A 20,166-nucleotide genomic window follows, 5' to 3' on the forward strand; every position below is an offset into this window, starting at 1 on the left:
AGCAGTGAACCGGACCCTCGACCTTCAGGCGTGCTCCGGGCGTACCTTGCCGATCCGGCCAGCGAGCCTCGCATCATGGCTGGCTGGGCCCTCATCATAACGGGCCGCCGTAGCGATGGACCTCGGGGCTACCCCGGAAGCGCGCTCAGCCGCTCAGAAAAAGCCGGCTTTTCCCTGCGTGATATCGGTCAGCGTTCGCCTGGCATCGTCGAGTGCATTGGCCGGCACGCGCATCGTCATCTTCACCAGCATGCCGTAGGCGCTGTGCACGAGCGCATAGCCTTCGGCGTCCATCCATCGGCGTACTTTGGCTTCGTCGGCATAACTCACTTCGACGCCCAGCGAAACCTGAGCAATCCTCTCGACGCGCGGCGCGTCGAGCAGCGCGGACGCGATCGCATCGGTGTACGCGCGCACCAGTCCGCCCGCGCCGAGCTTCACACCGCCGTAGTAGCGCACGACGGCCGCGAGCACGCCATCCAGATCGTGATGCCGCAGCACTTCGAGAATGGGCCGGCCCGCGGTACCGGACGGCTCGCCGTCATCGGACATGCCGGATTGGCCGCCCGCGAGCAGCGCCCAGCACACATGCGTCGCAGTGGAATGTTCGCCGCGCAGACGCTGTAATTCGGCCATCGCGGCATCGCGATCGGCGACCGGGATCGCATACGCGATGAAGCGGCTCTTGCGAATCTCGAGTTCCGCGCTCAACGGCGCGGGCAGGGTATAGGTGGGCAAGGCGGGAACGTCGGTGGATGAAAGGAAGCACGCGGTACGCGGCGCGATGTCCGTCATGGTAACGGATCGTCCGTGCCAGCCAGGCGCGCAGAAGCTTCGCGGGTTCGTCTACAATGGTCCGCTGAATGCGCGTCCACGATTTCGATGCCGCGCGGCGCAAGGAGACGACATGCTTGATCTATCCACGCTGGGGACGTTCGTTGCCGTCGTGCTCGGGCTGTTCCTGATTCCCGGTCCGGCCGTGCTGCTGGTTTTGACGCGCACCATGCACGGCGGACGCAAAGCCGGCATTCTGACCGGTCTCGGTATCGCAGCCGGCGATTTCGTGCATACACTGGGCGCCGCGGTTGGCCTCTCCGCGCTGCTGATGACGTCCGCGCTGGCCTTCAATGCGGTGAAAATCGTCGGTGCCGCGTATCTCGTCTATCTGGGCATTCGCGCATTGCGCGAAAAGCAGGCGAGTGCGCATCTGCCGGTCGTCGCGCCGGTGTCGGGTTCGAAGGCGTTCTTGCAGGCGATTCCCGCCGAAGTGCTGAACCCGAAGACCGCGCTGTTTTTCCTTGCGTTTCTGCCGCAATTCGTGCGCCCCGAATATGGTTCGACGTTTGCGCAGTTCGCGACGCTCGGGCTGATTTTCGTCGCCATGAGCGCGCTCTATACGACGCTGATCGTCCTGACGATGCGGCCGTTGGGCAGAGTCGTGAAGCGTTTGACGTGGTTGACGCGCTGGCAGAACAAGATCATCGGCGTGCTGTTCATATCGCTCGGCCTGCGCGTGGCGGTGCAGACACGCTGAGTTCCGGGAGCCAGCGATGCGTGAAGACACCAATTCGACGGCGCGCGCCATCGAGTTCTGGTTCGACTTCGGCAGCAACTACAGCTATCTGAGCATGATGCGTATCGAAGCGTTGGCAGCGGCGCGCAACGTGACGATCGTGTGGCGGCCGTTTCTGCTCGGCCCGGTATTTCGTCAGCTCGGTTTCGAGAACTCGCCCTTCGTACTGCAAAAAGAGAAAGGCGCGTACGTGTGGAAAGACATGGAGCGCCAATGCCGCAAATACGGCATTGCGCTTACGCGTCCCAGCACGTTTCCGCGCGCGGCGCTTGTCGCGATGCGCGTCGCGCTGCTGGGGGCGAACGAGCCGTGGATCGGTGCCTGGTGCCGCAAGATCATGCAGCTGAATTTCGTCGACGACCGCGACATCGGTGCAATCGATGTCGTCAGCGACGCGCTCGACTCTGTCGGCTTACCTGTGCAGAGCGTGATCGACGCCGCGCAAAGCGACGCGAATAAGCTCCTCTTGCGCGAGCAGACCGAACTGGCCATCAATAAGGGGATCTTCGGTGCGCCGACGTTTTTTGTCGGCGCTGAGATGTTCTGGGGTAATGACAGGCTGGAGGACGCGCTGGACTACTGCGACGCGATCGCGGCGCGCCATTGAACGTCATTGAACGTCAAATCGAGCGCTCAATCAGCTTGCTGACAGAAGCGCCGGCCGGGCACATGAGAGGCCACGGCTTGGGCGATTTCGAGCGGAGTACTTTCGGCGGGAACGACGCGACGGCTCGATTCGGGCGCGTGCTTCATCGTCCATTCGACGAGCCGGTATGAACGGCCCCAGGGCGGTTGCAGCGGATCGGAGACCTTGCAGGAATGAATCTGGCGAGTCCATTCATGGCCGGGCATCGCACGCAGGTGTTCGACTACCATCTCTTCAACCATGATTGACCTCATTCTTCTCGTGCGCCTGCCCGTTTCTGGCCGCGTTTTTGGCATCCCTTAAGAAAAAGCGCCGCCGATGTTCCGGCGGCTCAACAGGGGATGAGCGCCAATGGTTGCAGGGAACAATTAAGCGAAACTTAAGAACCGCAATCATTACGCAAACCGATCTCACTGCCTGTAAGCAAGTGCAAGTGAATGCAAGCGCGAGCCGACCAAAGTGCGCACGAACGCTCGCGTCGCGGTCAACACGTCGCGAACCCGTCCTCAAGACCTCGGTGGATCGGCCGTTATCAGTAGAGTCGGGGCGTCGCCCCCGCTTCGCCTGCAGGGCCCGCCCGACTGATACCGTGACGAATCTCGCCCCAACGCCGCTTTCCGAGCGCCTTCGCTCGCTCGTCGACACCGTTCAGCACAATGAGCGCACGTTGCGTCGCTTCCAGAACGTCGAGTTGCGCTTGATCGGCGCGCAGGATTTCGCGTCGTTTCTCGATACGTTGTTCAGCCATCTACCCCAGCAGTTCGCTCTCGCCAAGGTGGTGCTGTGGCTCGACGACCGCGCGCCGATCCTGCTCGAACTGCTCGAGCCGGGCAACCTGCACGCGCTCGATTACGCGCAGCTAAAGACATCGCGCGAAGGCGGTCTCGTCGCGCAATCATTGTGCGAGGACAGTCGGCCGTGGCTCGGCCGCCCCGGCCAACTCGACGACGACGCGCGGCGCGCGTTCTTCGGCGCCGCGCCAACCGATGTGCCGGCCAGCGCGCTCCTGTTGCCGCTCGCCTCGGGCACGAGCGTCAGCGGCTATCTATGCCTCGGCAGCGACGACTCCGCGCGCTTTGGCGCGGGCATGGCCACCGACATTCTCGAGCGCTTCGCGAGTATCGTCACCGCGAGTCTCGACAATGTCGCACATCGCGAGCGACTCAAGCAGCTCGGCATGACCGATTCGCTGACCGGCCTCGCGAATCGCCGCTATTTTGACGAGCGCGTGCGCGAGGAGTTGATGCGCGCGGTCCGTTATCGCGCGCCTGTCGCGTGCCTTTTCATCGATATCGACGGTTTCAAGCGCATCAACGATAGCCACGGCCATCAGACCGGCGACCGCGCGCTCGCGGCGGTGGCGGCCTGCATGCGACGGCAGGTGCGGCTTGGCGATACCGTCGCGCGCTACGGCGGCGAGGAATTTGCCGCGCTGCTGCAAGGCGATCGCAGCGATGCGTTGACCGTCGCCGAACGCGTGCGGCTTGCGGTTCAGAATCTCGACGTGCGCGACGAGTACGGCGAGCGCATTGCATTGACCGTGTCGATCGGCGTGGCCGCGCGCGTGGTCGCCGGCACCCCCGCCGAGGCGATGTCGCTCGGTCGGACGCTGCTGGACGAGGCCGATCGCGCGATGTATCGGGCCAAGCGCAACGGCCGCAATCGTATCGAAGCGCAGGTCGATGCGGGCGATTAGCTGGACTGATCGCTCGCAACGGGCACTACGCGTCACCTTTCCGCCGCATCCGGCGGCACGCCAAGCAGTTGCAACGCGCCACCCATCACGCCGCTGAACACCGGCCCCGCGACCGTACCGCCATAGAACGACTTGCCGGCCGGGTCGTCGATCATCACGGCGACGATCAGGCTCGGATTGCTCATCGGCGCCATGCCGACGAACAACGCGCGATAGCGATTCTTCGCGTAGCCCGCGCCGATCTGCTTGCGCGCGGTGCCGGTCTTGCCGCCGACGCGATAGCCCGCCACCGTCGCCGCGCGTCCGGTGCCGCCAATGCCCGTGGCCATTTCCAGCATGTGGCGGATCGCGCGCGCGGTGCCGGGCGTCGTGACCGGCAAGCTGCGATCGACGAACGACGCCGGGTCGTCCGCATCCAGCGGTTCGCGCAGCAGGCTCACTCGTTGCAGCGCGCCGTCGCCCGCGTAGGCGGTATAGACCTGCGCGATCTGCAGCAACGAGACCGACAGCCCGTAGCCGTACGCCATCGTCGCCTGCTCGATCGGGCGCCAACGCTTATACGGCCGCAGCTTGCCGGCGGCCACGCCCGGGAAGGGCAGCTCGGGCTTCGTACCGAGCCCGTATTGTCGATACTTGGTCCAGATCGTCTCGGCCGGCAGGTTCAGCGCTAGCTTCGCGAGCGCGATATTGCTCGACTTCTGCACCGCCTCGGCGACCGTCATCGCACCGTGATTCGACGTGTCGTGAATCACGGCCGGGCCGATCCGATACGAGCCTGGCGCGGTATCGATGATGCTTTGCGGCCGCACCTTGCCTTCGTCGATCGACAATGCGACGACCAGCGGCTTGATCGTCGAGCCCGGTTCGAACGTGTCGATCACCGCGCGATTGCGCAGTTGCCGGCCGGACAGGCGCGTGCGGTCGTTCGGATCGAAGCTCGGGTAGTTGGCGAGCGCGAGGATCTCGCCGTTGCGCGCATCGAGCACGACCACGCTGCCCGCTTCGGCGCGGTGCTGCGCGATCGCGGCTTTGAGTTGCGTGTACGCGAGTTGCTGGGTGCGCCGGTCGATCGTCAGCTGAATCGTCGCGCCGTTGCGCGCGGGCACGAGGGGCCGGGTCTCCGAGATCACGCGACCGAGCCGGTCGCGGATCACCTCGCGCTGGCCGGGCGTGCCTTGCAGTTGCGCGTTGGCGGCCAGTTCGACACCCTCCTGGCCGTGGTCCTCGATGTCGGTGAAGCCGACCACGTGCGCGGCCGACTCGCCCTCGGGATAAAAGCGTTTCGTGTCGGCGATCTGCGTGATGCCGGCGAGTCCGAGGCGCGACAGATGCGCGGCGGAGTCGGCATCGAGCTGGCGCTTGAGCAGCACGAAGCTGCGCTCACCGCTCAGACGCCGGCGCAGTTCCGCGAGCGGCAGATCGAGCAGCTTCGCGAGCGGCGCAAACGCGCTTTCGTCGACGAGCTTCGGCGAGGCCCAGATTTCGTAGGTCGCGAGGCTGACCGCGAGCAGCGAACCATTGCGATCGACGATCCGGCCGCGCGTCGCGTCGAGTTCGAGCACGCGCTGATAGCGCTTCTGCCCCTGGTCGACGTAGAAGTCCTGATTCACGACCTGCACCCAGAACGCGCGGAGCGCGAGCGTCGCGAACGCGACGAACACGAGCAGCACGACGAGCTTCGAGCGCCACGCGGGCAGTCGCGCGTCGAGCAGCGGGTTCTTCGCGGCAACAGCGTACGGATCTTGCGACGGCGGTTTCTTCTGGCGGATCATGGGCGGCGGGCAGCGAGCGGTGCGGACGATAGACCTTCGATTGAACGAGGCCGCCAGAACGACGAGGCCTGGCGGCTCCGACTATCGCCGGGCTGATTGTAAACAACTCGTAATTTAAATGCGAGGATTGTGAAAGGCGTCGCGTTCGAGCTGGAGCAAAGTCGAGCCGAAGCGAAGCTGAAAGCGAAAGGCCGCGCGGACTTGCAAAATCCGCGCGGCTGATTCGTTCGATTGATGCGTCGACTCCGACGCGGCGTGTTGAAGAGGCGCTCCCTGCCTGTGGAGCGCCTTCTTTTTTTGCGCGCCCGTTGCGGGCGCGGTGCGTCAAGCTCAAGCCGGCAACGCGAAACTCGCAATCGCGTCGCGCAACACGCCGACCTGGTCCTTCAGCGAATGCGCGGCGGCGGCGGCCTCCTCGACCAGTGCCGCATTCTGCTGCGTGACCTGATCCATCTCGCCGACCGCGCGATTGACCTGCTCGATACCCGCGCTCTGCTCGCGCGACGCGTGGCTGATTTCTTCGAGAATCTCGTTGACGCGCCGCACCGACTGCACGATCTCGCCCATCGTCGCGCCCGCGTTGGCGACCAGCGACGCGCCGGTCTCGACGGTATCGGTCGAGGTTTCGATCAGCGCCTTGATCTCCTTGGCGGCCGTCGCCGAGCGCTGCGCGAGGCTGCGCACTTCGGCCGCGACCACCGCGAAGCCACGGCCCTGCTCGCCGGCGCGGGCCGCCTCGACGGCTGCGTTCAGCGCGAGGATGTTGGTCTGGAATGCGATGCCGTCGATCACACCGATGATGTCGCCGATCTGCCGCGAGCTCGCGGTGATCTCGCCCATCGTGCGCACCACGTCGTCGACCACGCGGCTGCCGCGCGTCGCGACGTTGGCGGCGTCGCTCGCGAGTTGCGCGGCCTGGGTTGCGCTGTCCGCGTTCTGTTTCACGTTGACCGTCATCTGATCCATGCTCGACGCGGTTTGGACGAGCGCCGCCGCCTGCTCCTCGGTGCGCTGCGACAGGTCGGTGTTGCCCGCCGCGATTTCGCTCGCGCCGACGTTGATGTTCTCGGTGCCCTGACGCACCCGCGAGACCGTGTCGACGAGTCCCGCCTGCATCGTGCGCAGCGCATGCAGCAGGCTGCGGTCGTCGTGCGGCTCGACCGGCACCGGCGTCGCGAGGTTGCCTTGCGCCATGAGCCGCGCGTGCTCGACGGCCACTTCGAGTTCGCCGCCGAGCGAGCGGCGGATGCTGCGCAGCACGACCAGCATCACGACCGTAGAGAGCGCACCGAGCGTCACCGTGATCGCGAGCCAGCGCAGCAGGTTGCGGTAGAACGCGCTTTGTACGTCGTCCATATACATGCCGGTCACCAGGTACCAGTCCCACGGCGCGAAGTGCATCGAGTAGCTGGTCTTCGCGACGGGCCGCTCGCTGCCGGGCTTGGACCACAGATAATCGACGAAGCCGCCGCCGTCGTGATTGCCCGCGTTGACGATGTCGACGAACAGATGATTGCCGGCCGGATCGGTGAACTTCGCGAGGTTCTTGCCGATGAGTTCGGGCTTGATCGCGTGCATCAGCATGACCGGCTGCGAGTCGTTGATCGACAGATAGCCGTCCTTGCCGTAGCGAAGCGCCCCAAGCGTCGCGAGCGCCTGTTTTTTGGCGTCGTCCTCGGACAGCGCATGTTGCTGGGCAAGCGTGTAATAGTGTCCGGCGACGTGGTTTGCTTCTTCGATCAGCGAGCGCAATTGTTCGCGCCGGTCCGAGATCATCGATGCGCGGTTCTGCCACGCGCCGAACGCGCCGATCAGGATCAGGCCGACCCACAGAACGGCGATCATCGACGCCAGTTTTCGGTTCAGAGTCATAGCGATGGGAATAGGCTTTTGGCCAGTAGGGTCCAGTGAATTGCGAGCGGGTGCCGCTCGCTGTGTTTACGGCGCGAAATGGCGTTGATCGAGGCAGGGGAAACCCGCTGTCTGGCATCGCTATCCATCTGATCAACGAGCGGGTTTATTGCGTGTTTTTAGCGGCGCTCATGCGCCTTGTTATAAAAAATTCCGCTATAGTCGCGCTTTTTCAGTTGCCAGCCGGGCATAGAAGAACGCCAATCAGCCCTGCTGCGGGGCTTTAGCGACTTGATGCGTTGATTCGGCCGCGCGGCGCCGACGTCGCACCGCCCCGCGGCTCCTTACACCGGATCCTTGTCCGGCGGCCCTTCGGGCCGCTGCGGCTCCTCGACATGATGCCCCGGCGACGGCGGCACGAGAGGGTCGGCTTCCGGGTCGCGATTCGGATCGGCGTTCGGGTCGGGAATCGGGCTGGTGTGCATGTCGTAGCTCATTGCGTCACTCTTGCGGTTGAAATGCGCGAGTTCGGCGTGGGCGGCTTTTACCGTCGATGCGTGCCGCCGCGTCGGTTGTCCGTATTCAAGCGTAGGCGTTCGGCGCGCTTCCTGCTCGCTACTTATTGCTATTTTCTCGCGCGTTTGCGGCCCACGCTGAGCTGCCAGTAGCGCTCGGTCGCGAACACGTCGTCGTAATTGCCGGCGCCGAACGCGCGCAACTGGCTCGCGTACGCGTTGACCGCTTCGCGTTTCAGATGCGCACGGCGCTGCACGTCGATCGTGTGGCCCGCGCTCGGCGTTGCCGGCGTCGCGACGATGCCGCGTTGCGCGAGATCGGCGAGCCGCGCCTGCACCGCGCCCGGCGTGAGCCGGTGAATCGCTTCCTCGTAACCGAACCAGTTCAGATGCGTGAGCCGCGGCAGGATCTCGCAGCACGCTTCGAACACGCGCGCGTGATCGTCGTGATACAGGCCGAGCGGCATCAGCAGCGTGTTCGCGGTCGTGCGGTAAATCGTTTCCTCCAGCGCCGCCGCCATCTGGCCGATCGACGGCGAATCGGCGTACTGGCTGTCGCGAAACGGCATCCGCAGCGGGATCGCGTCGAGCACTTCGAGCGCGCGGTTGTCTTCGACCGTGCGTTCGCGGACCGCTTCATGGGCGTTCGCGAAGCCCGCTTTTTCGTCCCACTCCGTGTGCATGTCGTGTTCGGGTGGGGCGGCGAACACCGTGCAGACGGCGGCGTCGGGATGGGCGGCGAGCAAGGCGCCGCAGCTGAAGACGGCGTCGTCGAAATGGGGCGAGACGATGAAAAGGCGTGGGTCGGTTTCGCTCATGGGCTTGCGTGTGGAGTTCGAGGCGGGCGCATGAAGCGTCGAAGCTACCGGTCGTCAAGGCGCCGCGCGCGAAATAAAACATGGCGTCACCTCAGCTTAGGCGCAATCGGCCAGGCTTGCGCGCGAAACTTGCAAACAGGCCCTAGAGCGTGCGCAAATCGTCCGGCGTATCCACGTCGCGCAAAATGCCGGGATCGTCGACGTCGATGCGCGTCAGCGGCTGGGAGCCCAGCAGCGCTTTCGCACCGGTGTCGCCGTCCAGCGCGAGCAGCGCGTCGCGATGCTCGCTGCCGAAGCCGACCGGATGACCGCGCTGGCCGTCGTAGAACGGGGCGACGAGCGGCGCGCCGTTGTCGAGCGCGCGGGCTACCGCTTCGATGGTCGGCAGCGCGATGCGCGGCATGTCGGCGAGCGCGACGATCCAGCCCTCGGCGTCGTCGCTCGCTTCGATGCCCGCGGCGAGGCTCGAGCCCATGCCGCGCTCGGCGCTTGCCGCAAACACGACGTCGCAGCCGGCATCGTTCAGCACGCGGGCGAGCGCGTCGGAACCCGGCCGCACCACGGCGATCACCCGCGTCACGACCCGCAGCAGCCGATGCGCGGCTTCATGCGCAACCGGCTTGCCGTCGGGCAGTCGCGCGAGCAGTTTATTGTGCAGCCCGTGCGAATCGAAGCGCGAGCCGACACCGGCGGCGAGCAACACGCCGGTGGCGAGCGAGGCGTAGGCCATCGGCGGAAACCGGTAGACGGGAATGCCTCCGATTGTGCGATGCAACGGGGCGGGAGGCAAGCGACAATCGAGCCGTCTCCCGGCCCGTTCACGTCCGCGCCACCTTGTCCAGCGTGATCGGCAGATCGCGCACCCGCACGCCGGTCGCGTGATACACCGCGTTCGCGATCGCGGCTACGACGGCCGTGATGCCGATCTCGCCGATACCGCGCACGCCGAGCGAGTTGATATACGGATCGGGCCGGTCGATGAACGTGATGTCGAACATGCCGATATCGGCGTTCACCGGCACGTGATACTCGGCGAGGTTCGCGTTCGTGAAGCGTCCGTAGCGCGCATCGAGCGTGCTTTCCTCCTGCAGCGCCGCGCCGATGCCCCACACGATGCCGCCCATCATCTGGCTGCGCGCGGTCTTCAGGTTCAGCACGCGGCCGACGTCGTACACCGCGACCACGCGCGGCACGCGGATCGTGCCGAGCTCCGCATCCACATGAACCTCGACGAACACCGCGCCGAACGAGTGGAACGAGTACTTCTGTTTCTCGTCGCCGGGCTTCACGGTCGCGGTCGCCTCGATCGGCTTGCCGCCCGAGCGCGCGATGATCGCCGCGGCCGGATCGCGTTTGTTGGGTTGCGAGCGGCTCACGACCCAGCCGCTTTCGACGGTGACGTCGTCGAGCGGCAGGCCATGCACGGGTGACGCCGCGTCGGCGAGCGCCAGCGCGATCAGCTGGCTGCGCGCCTGGCTCGCCGCGTCGCGCACCGCGGGCGTCACGCTCGCCGCCGACTGCGAGCCGCCCGAGACCGGCGCGCGCGGCAGCGACGAATCGCCGAGCGCGAAGTGGATCTGCTCGGGCGTGAAGCCGAGCGCATCGGCGGCGACCTGGGTCATCACCGTGTAGGTGCCGGTGCCGATGTCCTGCGTGCCCGATGCGACTACCGCGGTGCCGTCCGGCAGAATCTGCGCAAGCGCGGACGCCTCGCTGCGGTTGGCCGGATAGGTCGCGGTCGCCATCCCCATGCCGATCAGCGTGTTGCCCTCGCGCATCGAACGTGGCGCGTGCGGGCGGCGCGACCAGCCGAACTTCTCGGCGCCGATCTGATAGCACTCGCGCAGCGACTTGCCCGACCACGGCTTGTGCTCCTGCGGGTCGCTGTCCGCGTAGTTCTTCAGGCGCAGCGCGAGCGGGTCCATCTTCAGCGCGACGGCGAGTTCGTCCATCGCCGATTCGAGCGCGAACGAGCCGGTGGTCTCGCCCGGCGCGCGCATGAAGGTCGGCGTGCCGACATTGAGCTGCGCGAGCCGATGCGTCGTCACCTGGTTGGGCACCGCGTACAGCATGCGCGTGACCATGCAGCAGGTCTCGGTCCAGTCTTCGATCGTCGACGTGGTCGAGATGCTGTCGTGGCGCATCGCGGTCAGCGTGCCGTCATGGCGGGCGGCGATCACGAAGTGCTGCTCGGTGCGCGGCCGCGCGCCGACCGGCCCGAACATCTGCGGCCGTTCGAGCGCGAGCCGCACGGGCCGCCCGGTTTGCCGCGCGGCCATCGCGCACAGCGACACGTGCGACCACGACGAGCCCTTGCAGCCGAAGCCGCCGCCGATCAGCGGCGAGATCACGCGCACGTCGGACACAGGGATGGCGAACGTCTTCGCGAGCACCTGCGCGGTGCCGCTCACGCCCTGGGTCGAATCGTAGAGCGTCAGTTGCGGGCCATCCCAATGCGCCATCGTCGCGTGCGGCTCCATCGGGTTGTGATGCTCGAACGGCGTCGTGTAGATGGCGTCGATATGCACGTCGCCGCTTTGCATGCCGTCTTCGAAGCTGCCGCGCTGCGTGTCGGTCTGGCGGCCCTGCGGCTTGTCCGGCGCGTGCGCGTGCGCCTTGGCCTGCGCGAAGTCGAGCGCCGCGGCGCCCGGCCGATAGACAATGCGCAGTTGGCGCGCGGCATCGGCCGCATGTTCGAGCGTATCGGCGACGACCACCGCGACCGGCTCGTTGCTGTAGTGCACTTCGTTGTCCTGCAGAAGCGACAGACGCCGGCCGGCCGGCGGCGCGAGCGCGGGCCGGCCGCCATTCGGCAGGCGCGGCGCGTTCTGGTACGTCATCACGAGCAGCACGCCAGGCACGGCCTCGGCGCGGCTCGCATCGATCGACGCAATCGTGCCGGCCGCGATCGTGCTGGTCACGAGCACCCCATGCGCGAGTCGCGCCTTGGGGAATTCGGCTGCATAACGCGCGTCGCCGGTCACTTTCAGCATACCGTCGACGCGATCGAGCGGTTGTCCGATCAGATTCATGCGACACCTCCCGTGTAACCGGCGGCCCGGTTGACCGCACGCACGATCGCGCGTTGCGCGAGCCGCACCTTGAAGGCGTTGTCGTGGCGCGGCTGCGCGCCGCTCAACGCGGCCGCGGCGGCCTTCTTCAGCGTGGCCTGGCTGAGCGGCTGGCCGCTCAGCATCTGCTCGGCCGCGTTCGCGCGCCACGGTTTGTGCGCGACGCCGCCGAGCGCGATGCGCGCGCTCTGCACGCGCTCGCCGTCCATCTGCAATGCCGCCGCGACCGATACCAGCGCGAACGCATAGCTGGCGCGGTCGCGCACCTTCAGATAGTGCGAATGCGCGCTGAAAAGCGGCGGCGGCAGATCGACGGCCGTGATCAGCTCGCCGGGCTCCAAGGTGGTATCGACGTCGGGCCGGTCGCCGGGGAGGCGGTGGAAATCGGCGAACGCGATCGTGCGCTCGCCGCTGGGGCCGCTTACGAGTACCAGCGCATCGAGCGCGGCCAGCGCCACGCTCATGTCCGATGGATTGACCGCGATGCATTGCGGGCTCGCGCCGAGGATCGCGTGCATGCGGTTGTGGCCGTCGAGCGCAGCGCAGCCGCTGCCGGGCATGCGCTTGTTGCACTGCGTGAACGCAGGGTCGTAGAAATAGCCGCAGCGGGTGCGTTGCAACAAATTGCCGCCGACCGTCGCCATATTGCGCAACTGCGCGGACGCGCCCGCGAGCAGCGCCTGCGACAGCAGCGGGTACTGCTCGCGCACCAGCGCGCCGATGCGGATGCCGCCGCCGGGCAGCGACGCCACTGAATCGAGGCCGCCGATGTGCGTGATATCGATGAGTCGCACCGGCCGCGCGACGCCGCCCTTCATCAGATCGAGCAGATTCGTGCCGCCGCCGATGAACACCGCGCCCGGCTGTTGCGCGGCGCGTACCGCCCCAGCGACGTCGCCAGCGCGTTCGTAGGAGATCGCATCCATGTCGGTCTCCGTCAGGCGTTGTCGTGCGCGGCGCGCACCGCGGCGACGATGTTCGCGTATGCGCCGCAGCGGCAGATGTTGCCGCTCATGCGTTCGCGGATTTCGTCGTCGGTCAGCGCGGCGGGACGCGCGCGCACGTCGGCGCTCACGGTGCTCGCGGCGCCATCGCGGAATTCGCTGAGCACGGCGGTCGCCGAGCACAACTGCCCGGGCGTACAGTAGCCGCACTGGAACGCATCGTGTTCGATGAACGCGCGCTGGATCGGACTCAACGCGCCGTTGCTCGCGAGTCCCTCGACGGTCGTGATGTTCTCGCCCTCATGCATGACCGCGAGCGTCAGACACGAGTTGATGCGGCGGCCGTCGACGAGCACCGTGCAGGCACCGCATTGACCGCGGTCGCAGCCTTTCTTCGTGCCCATCAGTCCGACGTATTCGCGCAATGCGTCGAGCAGCGTCACGCGCGGTTCGAGCTGCAGCGTGTACGCGCGGCCGTTGACGGTCAATGTGACGGGGCGCGGCGGCACCACCGGATTGCTTTGCGGCGCGGATGAGGCGGCCGGCGCTTGCGTTTGCGCGCGCAGATGCGGCGCCGCACCGATCGTCGCGGCAGCCGCCGCCGATTGCAGGAAGCGGCGCCGTGAAGGTTGTGAAGCCTTGAGAGTGGGCTCAGCGGTGGACTCTGAAGCGGGGGCGTCCCCGCAATGCTGACAGTCTGTGGGCGTGGTCATGACGAACCGTTGACTCCATTGAAAGGTCAATGCAGGCTGGCGATGCGTCGATGCCCAACGCATCGCGTTGAAACAGAACAACTGCGCAGCAATTTCGATGCCGTTGCAGCTACAACGAAAAACTCGCTGCAAGCGCAAAGCCCATCTGCGCAATAACGGCACGCTAATATTCGCAATGAAAGCCGGAACGGAGCGGGGCGGGTATGGGCGCTGCTAGCGTCGTTTGCTGCGGCGCCCGGAGCTGGCTGGAACGCCGCCAACATGGCCAACCGTTGCATTTTGACCGGAGAGCCGATGCAATTCGACTACAGGCATTTCCATATCGATTGCCGCGCGCGTCACGCGCAAGACGGCGTCTATTACGCGCGCGCGAAGATCACGCGCGTGCCGCGGCGTAATGAGGCTTTCGAGGCTTTCGTGTCGCACGATTCGGGTGATATCGACGGCTTCGCGAACGAAGCCGATGCGATCTGCTGCGCGCGCTCGTGGGCCATCGAGTGGTGCGACGTCGCGGCGCGATAGGCGCGAACCCGAACCGAACCGAACCGCCAGGGAGACGGGATCATGGCGAAACTGCGCATTGCGACGTTCAACATCAACGGTATCCGCTCGCGCCTCGCGGCGCTGTTGCAATGGCTCGAGCGCGAGGCGCCGGACGTCGTCTGCCTGCAGGAACTGAAGGCGGTCGATAGCGCGTTTCCAGTCGACGCATTGCGCGAGGCCGGTTATGGCGCCGTGTGGCAAGGCCAGAGCGCATGGAACGGCGTGGCGATTCTCGCCAAAGGCGATGCGCCGCTGGAGCGGCGGCGATGTCTGCCCGGTTTCGAAGACGACACGCATAGCCGGTACATCGAGGCCGCGGTCGGCGGCCTGTTGATCGTGTGTCTGTACTTGCCGAACGGCAATCCGCAGCCCGGCCCCAAGTTCGACTACAAGCTAGCGTGGTTCGATCACCTGATCGCGCACGCGGCGCAGCTCTACCAGAGCGGCCACCCGGTCGTGATCGCGGGCGACTTCAACGTCGTGCCGACCGACGAAGACATCTACAACCCGCGCTCGTGGTTGAAGGACGCGCTGCTGCAGCCGGAGAGCCGCGAGCGTTATCGCAAGCTACTCGCGCAAGGCTGGACCGATGCGCTGCGCACGCATTTCGGCGACGAGCGCGTGTACACGTTCTGGGATTATTTCCGCCGTCATTGGGACACGAATTCGGGGCTGCGCATCGATCATCTACTGCTGAGCGCCGATCTCGCGCCGCGCCTGCGCGATGCGGGCGTCGACCGCTGGGTGCGTGGCGAACCGCATGCGAGCGACCATGCGCCGACGTGGATCGACCTGCAGATGGGCGCGGACCGCAAGAGGAAGAGTGGCTAGCGAAGCAGCGGGCGATCCGCTTGCGGCCGATCGCCCGCTCATGCGACTGCTCGCGCGATCGCTTCGCGCTTCGAATCGGCGCCTTCGATCCGGCGCCGTGCCTGCATCAGTCGTAGTCGCGACCGCCGCGCGACCACAGCGCGCCCATCACGAACCCGGCGAGTGCGACGACGGCCAGCGTCGTGAACGGGTTTTCGGCCGTCGCGTCGCGCACGAGGCTCGTCGCATTCGCGCATAACTGTTGTGCTTTGCCGCTCAATTCGCGCGCCTTGCCCGCCACCTGCTCACTGGTGTCGCCCAATGCGTCGCCGACCGCGCTTTGCACCTTGCCTGCGACCTCCTTTACCGTGCCTGCCGCTGAATTCGTATCCATATGCCTCGCTCCTGTTGTCATATTTACGTGCGCGCGTGCTGCAATTGCAACGCGCCCGCACAAGGGCGCTGCGCAAGCCGCGCCGGTGCGGCGTCGGCCTGCGTCAGTGACGAAAGGGGTGCAAGAAGTGCGCCCGGCGACGGGGCGCAATGCATTCGCTTGACCGGAAGGCGCTGGAATATCATCGCCGGCGCCTGAAATTGATGCCGACGAACACGGCCAGCAGCATCAGAAACCCGCCGAACAGCAGCGCGGAATTGACGAGCACCTGGCGCAGCCCGAGCGTGTCGACATCGATGAACGGATACGGATAAAAGTCCGACAGGCTGCCGCGCCAGAACGTGATGCCGAGATAGGCGAGTGGATAGACGAGCCACAGCAGACCGTGGCGCAACCGCAAATGAAAGCGCGGCACGAACAGCACCCAGTACAGCGCGGCGAGCATGGGCAGCACACTGTGCAGCGACTCGTTGAGCAGGCGCCGGTAGGGCGACAGCGGCCACAGTCCGCGCAACAGCACGTTGTACGCAATGCCGACGAACACCATGTACGCGACCACCGCGGTCACGACGGTCGGCTGCCGGAGAAAGCGCACGAGCGGCGAGCGGTGCTTCCGCAGTGCGATGCAGGTGAAGCAGAGCGCGCTGGCGAGCACCGTCAGATTGGTCAGGTAGCTGCTCATGCGCGCAAGCGCGTCGAATACGGTGAGCCCGCGCGCGAGCGTGCGATCGATCGTCAGGTCGGCTTGCCCGAGGATCGCCATCCATGCGATCAGCGCAATCAGCGCCGCCAACGTCAGCGACGACAGACTGGGTGTATGCAGCGGCAGTTCGGGCTCGCGCTGCGGAACGAGCGTAGGGCGCATGCGCTCGATTCTACGCGCGGCTGCACGCCTTTCGCGCCCAGGCGAGCCGGGGTGGCGAAAATACTACGGTGTACTACGGGAGCCGAAAGCGGGCTAGATAGCAGTCTGCCTGCGGCGGCTTTTCGCCGTGCATGTCGCCCTGCACGACGCTCGGGCCGCGCGGCGACCGTGCGTTCGTGGCCACCGACCCGCTATGATCGCGACTGCGCGCCCGATTTCCTACGACGCTATGCGCGCGAAGCAGTCTCTGTCATCGCCGCTTGAAGAACCGCAAAACGGAGAAGAAGCATGAAAGCCAGCACCATTGCCGAACGGGAAGCGCGCGGCCGCGCCGCGCGCGAGCATTCGAAACGCTCGAGCCATCGGGCGCTCGGCGAGTTGCACCGCAACCCGATCGAGCTGCTGAAACAAAGCAGCGCGGGGCGCGTCGAAAATCTGGTGCCGCTGCGCTATGGCCGCATGGCGGCCTCGCCGTTCGCGTTCTTTCGCGGCAGCGCGATTCTGCAGGCGCACGATCTGAGCAAGGTGCATGACACAGGCCTCAGCATGCCGATCTGCGGGGACGGCCATCTAATGAATTTCGGCGGCTTCGCGACGCCCGAGCGGCAACTGGTCTTCGACCTGAACAACTTCGACGAAGTCTCGATCGGTCCGTTCGAATGGGACCTCAAACGCCTGTGCGCGAGCTTCGTCGTGGCCGCGCGTCAGATGCGCCTGAGCCGTGGCACCGCCGAAAGCCTCGTGATGACCGTGGTCGGCTCGTATCGCGATCGCGTCGCGCAATACGCGCAGCTCGGCGCGCTCGACCTGTGGTACGACCGCATCACGTTCGACCGCATGACCGAGGTCGCACTGACGCCCGAGCGCCGGCGCGCGGTGCGGCGCGGCATGGAAAAGGCCGCGAGCCGCACGCATGAAAGCCTGCTGGAAAAAATGGCCTCGTTCGACGGCAATCGCTGGACGATCCACGACGTGCCGCCCGCGCTGTTTCACGTGCTCGGTGCGAACACGCTGTTGACGGCCGAGGAAACCGAAACCTACCGGACCGGCAATGTCGAAAGAATGGTCGAGCATGTGTGGGACGAGTACCGCAAGACGATGTCGCACGACCGGCGCGAGCTGCTCGATCACTTCACGAGGCACGACGTCGTGTTCAGGGTGGTCGGCGTCGGCAGTGTCGGCACGCGTTGTCTCGTCGTGCTGCTCGTCGATCACATGGGCAAGCCGCTGTTCCTGCAGTTGAAGGAGGCGCGGCCCTCGGTCATCGCGCAGTTCTACAAGTCGCCGGCGGTCAAGCATCAGGGCGAGCGCGTCGTGCAAGGACAGCGCATGCTGCAGGCCGCAAGCGATATCTTCCTCGGTTGGGGGACCGGGCCGCTCGGGCGGCATTTCTATTTCCGCCAGCTGCGCGACATGAAGCTGTCGGCGAATGTCGAGCTGTTCGACAGCGATCTGCTCGACGGCTATGCGCGGCTATGCGGCTGGATGATGGCACGCGCGCATGCGAAGGCGAGCGGTCAGGCGATCGAGATCAGCTCGTACATCGGCCGCGGCGATCAGTTCGCCGAAGCGCTGAACGGCTACGCGAGCGCCTACGCGGATCAGGTCGAGCGCGACTACGACGTGTTCATCAAAGCGTGCCGCAGCGGCCAGCTCGAAGCGCGCACCGACGAGGACATCGCGGCGGATTTTCGCATGTAGCGCTGATGCGTGCGTCGTGTGACCGCACGTGCGCGGTCACGCGTCGACGCGCGCCTCGCGCAGCGTGACGAAACGCAGATGCCGCTCGCGCGCCGCTTCGATCACGCTCGGCAGCACCGCGAGAATCAGCGGCTGGCCTGCGATGGTCAGCGCGGCGTTGCCATCGTGCAGCAACAGGATGTCGCGCGCGGCGAGGCCATCGAGCAAACGTCGCGCGACCACGTGAGGGTTGCGCTCGCGCGTATCGTAGCCGCGTCGCGTCCAGGCCGCGAGACGCAGATCGAGCTTGCGCAGCACCGGCTCCAGAAACAGGTTGCGCAGGCCCGCGGGCGCACGGAAGAACATCGGCCGCGCGCCGCTGACGGTTTCGAGCGTGCGCTGGGCGGCGGCGATCTCGCGCGTCAACGCGCGCGGAAACGTGATCGAAAACGTATGCACGTGCCGTTGCGAATGATTTTCGAGCGCATGCCCACGAGCGACGATCTCGCGCGCGAGCTGCGGATAACGCTCGACTATCGAGCCGATGCAGAAGAACGTCGCGCGCACGTCGAACGCGTCGAGCAGATCGAGCACTTGCGGCGTGACGACGGGATCGGGGCCGTCGTCGATGGTAAGCGCGATCGCATCCGCGTTGCACGGGCTCGCGGGCAGGCGGGTCCAGTTGGGTCCGAGCAGCGTCGTGCGCGGCAACAGCCCGGTGATCGTGAAGAGCGCGTGGTTCGCGACGATCGCGGCGAGCCACCACGGCCACGCGGCCGGCGCGACAGCCAGGCCGATCAGCACGATCACGTGCCAGCCGATCGTGCCGTTCAGCAGTGCGGAGTTGCGGCTACGCGGCCAGCGGCGCAGCGGGTTCGGGCATTCATTCATCAAACGTGCTTCCGGTACGCCTTCTTCCGTCCCGGGAAGGCTGTGAATCTTGCGCGATGCGCCAGCGCGAACGATACCACCGTTGCGGTCGTCGACGTGTCGGGTTCGGCGCTGACGTACTCGCTGAAAGCGCGCTGAAAGCGCGCTGAAAGACGTCGCGCGGTTTGCGATCGCTGATTCGCTGTTGTATGGTGCCGGGCACAACAGGAGATGCGTGATGTCGGAAACAGCAAACGGAAAAGTGGCACTGGTAACGGGCGCAGGCAGCGGCATCGGCCGCGCGTGCGCACTGACGCTCGCGGAGCACGGCTATAGCGTGGTGCTCGCCGGACGCCGGCAGGCCCCGCTCGATGCACTCGCGCAGGAAGCCCAGGCGCTGCGCGGCGACGCGCTTGCGGTATCGTGCGACGTGACCGACGCGGACAGCGTCGCCGCGTTGTTCGACACGATCCGCGCGCGCTTCGGGCGGCTCGACGTGCTGTTCAACAACGCGGGACGCAACGGCTCGCCCGTCGATCTGGACGAAGTGAGCATCGACGAATGGCGCTCGATCGTCGACACCAATCTGAACGGCGTATTCCTGTGCGCGCGCGCGGCCTTCGGCTTGATGAAGACGCAAAACCCGCGCGGTGGACGCATCATCAACAACGGCTCGATTTCCGCGCACGCGCCGCGCCCGAACAGCGCCGCGTACACGGCGACCAAACACGCGATTACCGGACTCACGAAAGCGGTGTCGCTCGACGGGCGCAAATACGACATCGTGTGCGGGCAGATCGACATCGGCAACGCGGCGACCGAGATGGCCGCGCGAATGGCGCGCGGTGTGCCCCAGGCGAACGGCGAAATCGCGATCGAGCCGCTGATGGACGTGCAGCACGTCGCCGACGCGGTGCTGCACATGGCGAACCTGCCGCTGTCGGCGAATGTCCAGTTCATGACGATCATGGCGAGCAAGATGCCGTTCGTCGGGCGCGGTTGAGCGAAGTGCCGCACCACGCGGCGAGCGGCGGGGAGCGGGGTGCGCGCGTTCAACTTATACTGGGCGCTCCGCCGTCGTTCCACGCAGAAGCCACCCGCCGTGCCCCGAGCCACACCCAGCGACGATCCGCCGCCGCAGCCGCCCGCGCGGCCCGATCTCGACGACTGCTGTCATAGCGGCTGCACGCAGTGTGTATTCGATCTCTACGACGAAGCGCTCGAGCGCTACGAGCTCGCGCTGGCTGCGTGGCACAAGCGGCAGGCGCGGAATGCCCGGCCAGCGCGGCGACCGGACACGCAGGGCGCGAAGTCGAAGCCGCAGGCCGATGCGTCCCACGCGGCACCATCGCGCGGCAACCCGCGGTCCCGCCGCTGATTCGCGCCGGATCTTCCACCGTCCCCG

At 66.2% G+C, this 20,166-nt stretch carries 21 protein-coding genes; 8 read left to right on the top strand and 13 right to left on the bottom strand.

Annotation, left to right across the window (positions count from 1 at the left end; all coding sequences use genetic code 11):
- Positions 1 to 153: 153 nt before the first annotated feature.
- On the bottom strand, positions 154 to 738 hold the full coding sequence (locus F6X42_RS26475) for an IMPACT family protein (protein WP_512699629.1): 585 nt from the start codon (positions 736 to 738) through the stop codon (positions 154 to 156).
- Between the two features lie 169 nt (positions 739 to 907).
- Here F6X42_RS26475 and F6X42_RS26480 point away from each other — a divergent pair, with 169 nt between their 5' ends.
- Both F6X42_RS26480 and F6X42_RS26485 read left to right on the top strand, forming a co-directional pair.
- Positions 908 to 1,534 (top strand): LysE family translocator, encoded by a 627-nt coding sequence (locus tag F6X42_RS26480; RefSeq protein ID WP_187637031.1) that lies wholly within the window; start codon positions 908 to 910, stop codon positions 1,532 to 1,534.
- A gap of 16 nt (positions 1,535 to 1,550) precedes the next feature.
- Positions 1,551 to 2,180, top strand: coding sequence for a 2-hydroxychromene-2-carboxylate isomerase (locus F6X42_RS26485; protein WP_187637032.1), 630 nt, complete (start codon positions 1,551 to 1,553; stop codon positions 2,178 to 2,180).
- A 26-nt stretch (positions 2,181 to 2,206) separates the two neighbouring features.
- Here F6X42_RS26485 and F6X42_RS26490 read toward each other — a convergent pair whose 3' ends face one another.
- Complete coding sequence (locus F6X42_RS26490) at positions 2,207 to 2,461, bottom strand: DUF2866 domain-containing protein (protein WP_187637033.1); 255 nt, start codon at positions 2,459 to 2,461, stop codon at positions 2,207 to 2,209.
- Between the two features lie 347 nt (positions 2,462 to 2,808).
- On the opposite strand from F6X42_RS26490, the gene F6X42_RS26495 reads away from it, so the two are divergent.
- A complete protein-coding gene (locus tag F6X42_RS26495) occupies positions 2,809 to 3,915 on the top strand; it encodes a GGDEF domain-containing protein (RefSeq protein WP_187637034.1) in 1,107 nt (368 codons plus the stop codon).
- A 32-nt stretch (positions 3,916 to 3,947) separates the two neighbouring features.
- Here F6X42_RS26495 and F6X42_RS26500 read toward each other — a convergent pair whose 3' ends face one another.
- The 8 genes from F6X42_RS26500 to F6X42_RS26535 form a co-directional block, all read right to left on the bottom strand.
- Positions 3,948 to 5,687 (bottom strand): peptidoglycan D,D-transpeptidase FtsI family protein, encoded by a 1,740-nt coding sequence (locus tag F6X42_RS26500; protein ID WP_187637035.1) that lies wholly within the window; start codon positions 5,685 to 5,687, stop codon positions 3,948 to 3,950.
- Between the two features lie 330 nt (positions 5,688 to 6,017).
- Positions 6,018 to 7,559, bottom strand: a complete 1,542-nt coding sequence (locus F6X42_RS26505) for a methyl-accepting chemotaxis protein (protein ID WP_187637036.1) — start codon at positions 7,557 to 7,559, stop codon at positions 6,018 to 6,020.
- Between the two features lie 323 nt (positions 7,560 to 7,882).
- Positions 7,883 to 8,035 (bottom strand): hypothetical protein, encoded by a 153-nt coding sequence (locus F6X42_RS26510; protein WP_187637037.1) that lies wholly within the window; start codon positions 8,033 to 8,035, stop codon positions 7,883 to 7,885.
- 128 nt (positions 8,036 to 8,163) lie between these two features.
- A complete protein-coding gene (locus tag F6X42_RS26515; RefSeq protein WP_187637038.1) occupies positions 8,164 to 8,871 on the bottom strand; it encodes a PIG-L deacetylase family protein in 708 nt (235 codons plus the stop codon).
- Positions 8,872 to 9,013: 142 nt separating this feature from the next.
- The gene (locus F6X42_RS26520; protein ID WP_187637039.1) at positions 9,014 to 9,601 is read right to left on the bottom strand and encodes a nucleotidyltransferase family protein; all 588 of its coding nucleotides are present in this window, start codon (positions 9,599 to 9,601) and stop codon (positions 9,014 to 9,016) included.
- Positions 9,602 to 9,689: 88 nt separating this feature from the next.
- Positions 9,690 to 11,903, bottom strand: coding sequence for a xanthine dehydrogenase family protein molybdopterin-binding subunit (locus F6X42_RS26525; RefSeq protein WP_187637040.1), 2,214 nt, complete (start codon positions 11,901 to 11,903; stop codon positions 9,690 to 9,692).
- Positions 11,900 to 12,868 carry an FAD binding domain-containing protein gene (locus F6X42_RS26530; RefSeq protein ID WP_187637041.1) on the bottom strand — a complete coding sequence of 323 codons (969 nt, stop codon included), beginning with the start codon at positions 12,866 to 12,868 and terminating at the stop codon, positions 11,900 to 11,902. Before F6X42_RS26530 ends, F6X42_RS26525 begins: the two co-directional genes overlap by 4 nt.
- Positions 12,869 to 12,879: 11 nt before the next feature.
- On the bottom strand, positions 12,880 to 13,599 hold the full coding sequence (locus tag F6X42_RS26535; RefSeq protein ID WP_187637042.1) for a 2Fe-2S iron-sulfur cluster-binding protein: 720 nt from the start codon (positions 13,597 to 13,599) through the stop codon (positions 12,880 to 12,882).
- Positions 13,600 to 13,893: 294 nt separating this feature from the next.
- Here F6X42_RS26535 and F6X42_RS26540 point away from each other — a divergent pair, with 294 nt between their 5' ends.
- Complete coding sequence (locus F6X42_RS26540) at positions 13,894 to 14,121, top strand: hypothetical protein (RefSeq protein ID WP_187637043.1); 228 nt, start codon at positions 13,894 to 13,896, stop codon at positions 14,119 to 14,121.
- 42 nt (positions 14,122 to 14,163) lie between these two features.
- Positions 14,164 to 14,973, top strand: coding sequence for an exodeoxyribonuclease III (locus tag F6X42_RS26545; RefSeq protein ID WP_187637044.1), 810 nt, complete (start codon positions 14,164 to 14,166; stop codon positions 14,971 to 14,973).
- A 106-nt stretch (positions 14,974 to 15,079) separates the two neighbouring features.
- On the opposite strand, the gene F6X42_RS26550 is transcribed toward F6X42_RS26545, so the two are convergent.
- Complete coding sequence (locus tag F6X42_RS26550; protein ID WP_187637045.1) at positions 15,080 to 15,346, bottom strand: CsbD family protein; 267 nt, start codon at positions 15,344 to 15,346, stop codon at positions 15,080 to 15,082.
- Between the two features lie 181 nt (positions 15,347 to 15,527).
- Positions 15,528 to 16,211, bottom strand: a complete 684-nt coding sequence (locus F6X42_RS26555; protein ID WP_187637046.1) for a Pr6Pr family membrane protein — start codon at positions 16,209 to 16,211, stop codon at positions 15,528 to 15,530.
- Between the two features lie 288 nt (positions 16,212 to 16,499).
- Here F6X42_RS26555 and F6X42_RS26560 point away from each other — a divergent pair, with 288 nt between their 5' ends.
- Complete coding sequence (locus F6X42_RS26560) at positions 16,500 to 17,912, top strand: DUF2252 domain-containing protein (RefSeq protein WP_187637047.1); 1,413 nt, start codon at positions 16,500 to 16,502, stop codon at positions 17,910 to 17,912.
- Positions 17,913 to 17,948: 36 nt separating this feature from the next.
- Here the strand turns inward: F6X42_RS26560 and F6X42_RS26565 are convergent, their stop codons facing one another.
- Positions 17,949 to 18,782, bottom strand: coding sequence for a polysaccharide deacetylase family protein (locus tag F6X42_RS26565; RefSeq protein WP_187637048.1), 834 nt, complete (start codon positions 18,780 to 18,782; stop codon positions 17,949 to 17,951).
- Positions 18,783 to 18,999: 217 nt separating this feature from the next.
- Between F6X42_RS26565 and F6X42_RS26570 the strand changes: the two genes are divergently transcribed.
- Positions 19,000 to 19,764, top strand: a complete 765-nt coding sequence (locus F6X42_RS26570) for an SDR family oxidoreductase (RefSeq protein ID WP_187637049.1) — start codon at positions 19,000 to 19,002, stop codon at positions 19,762 to 19,764.
- Positions 19,765 to 19,863: 99 nt separating this feature from the next.
- Positions 19,864 to 20,139 (top strand): oxidoreductase-like domain-containing protein, encoded by a 276-nt coding sequence (locus tag F6X42_RS26575; protein ID WP_187637050.1) that lies wholly within the window; start codon positions 19,864 to 19,866, stop codon positions 20,137 to 20,139.
- Positions 20,140 to 20,166: the final 27 nt, after the last annotated feature.

The organism is Paraburkholderia podalyriae, from assembly GCF_014397785.1.
In the GTDB taxonomy this organism is placed as follows: domain Bacteria; phylum Pseudomonadota; class Gammaproteobacteria; order Burkholderiales; family Burkholderiaceae; genus Paraburkholderia; species Paraburkholderia podalyriae.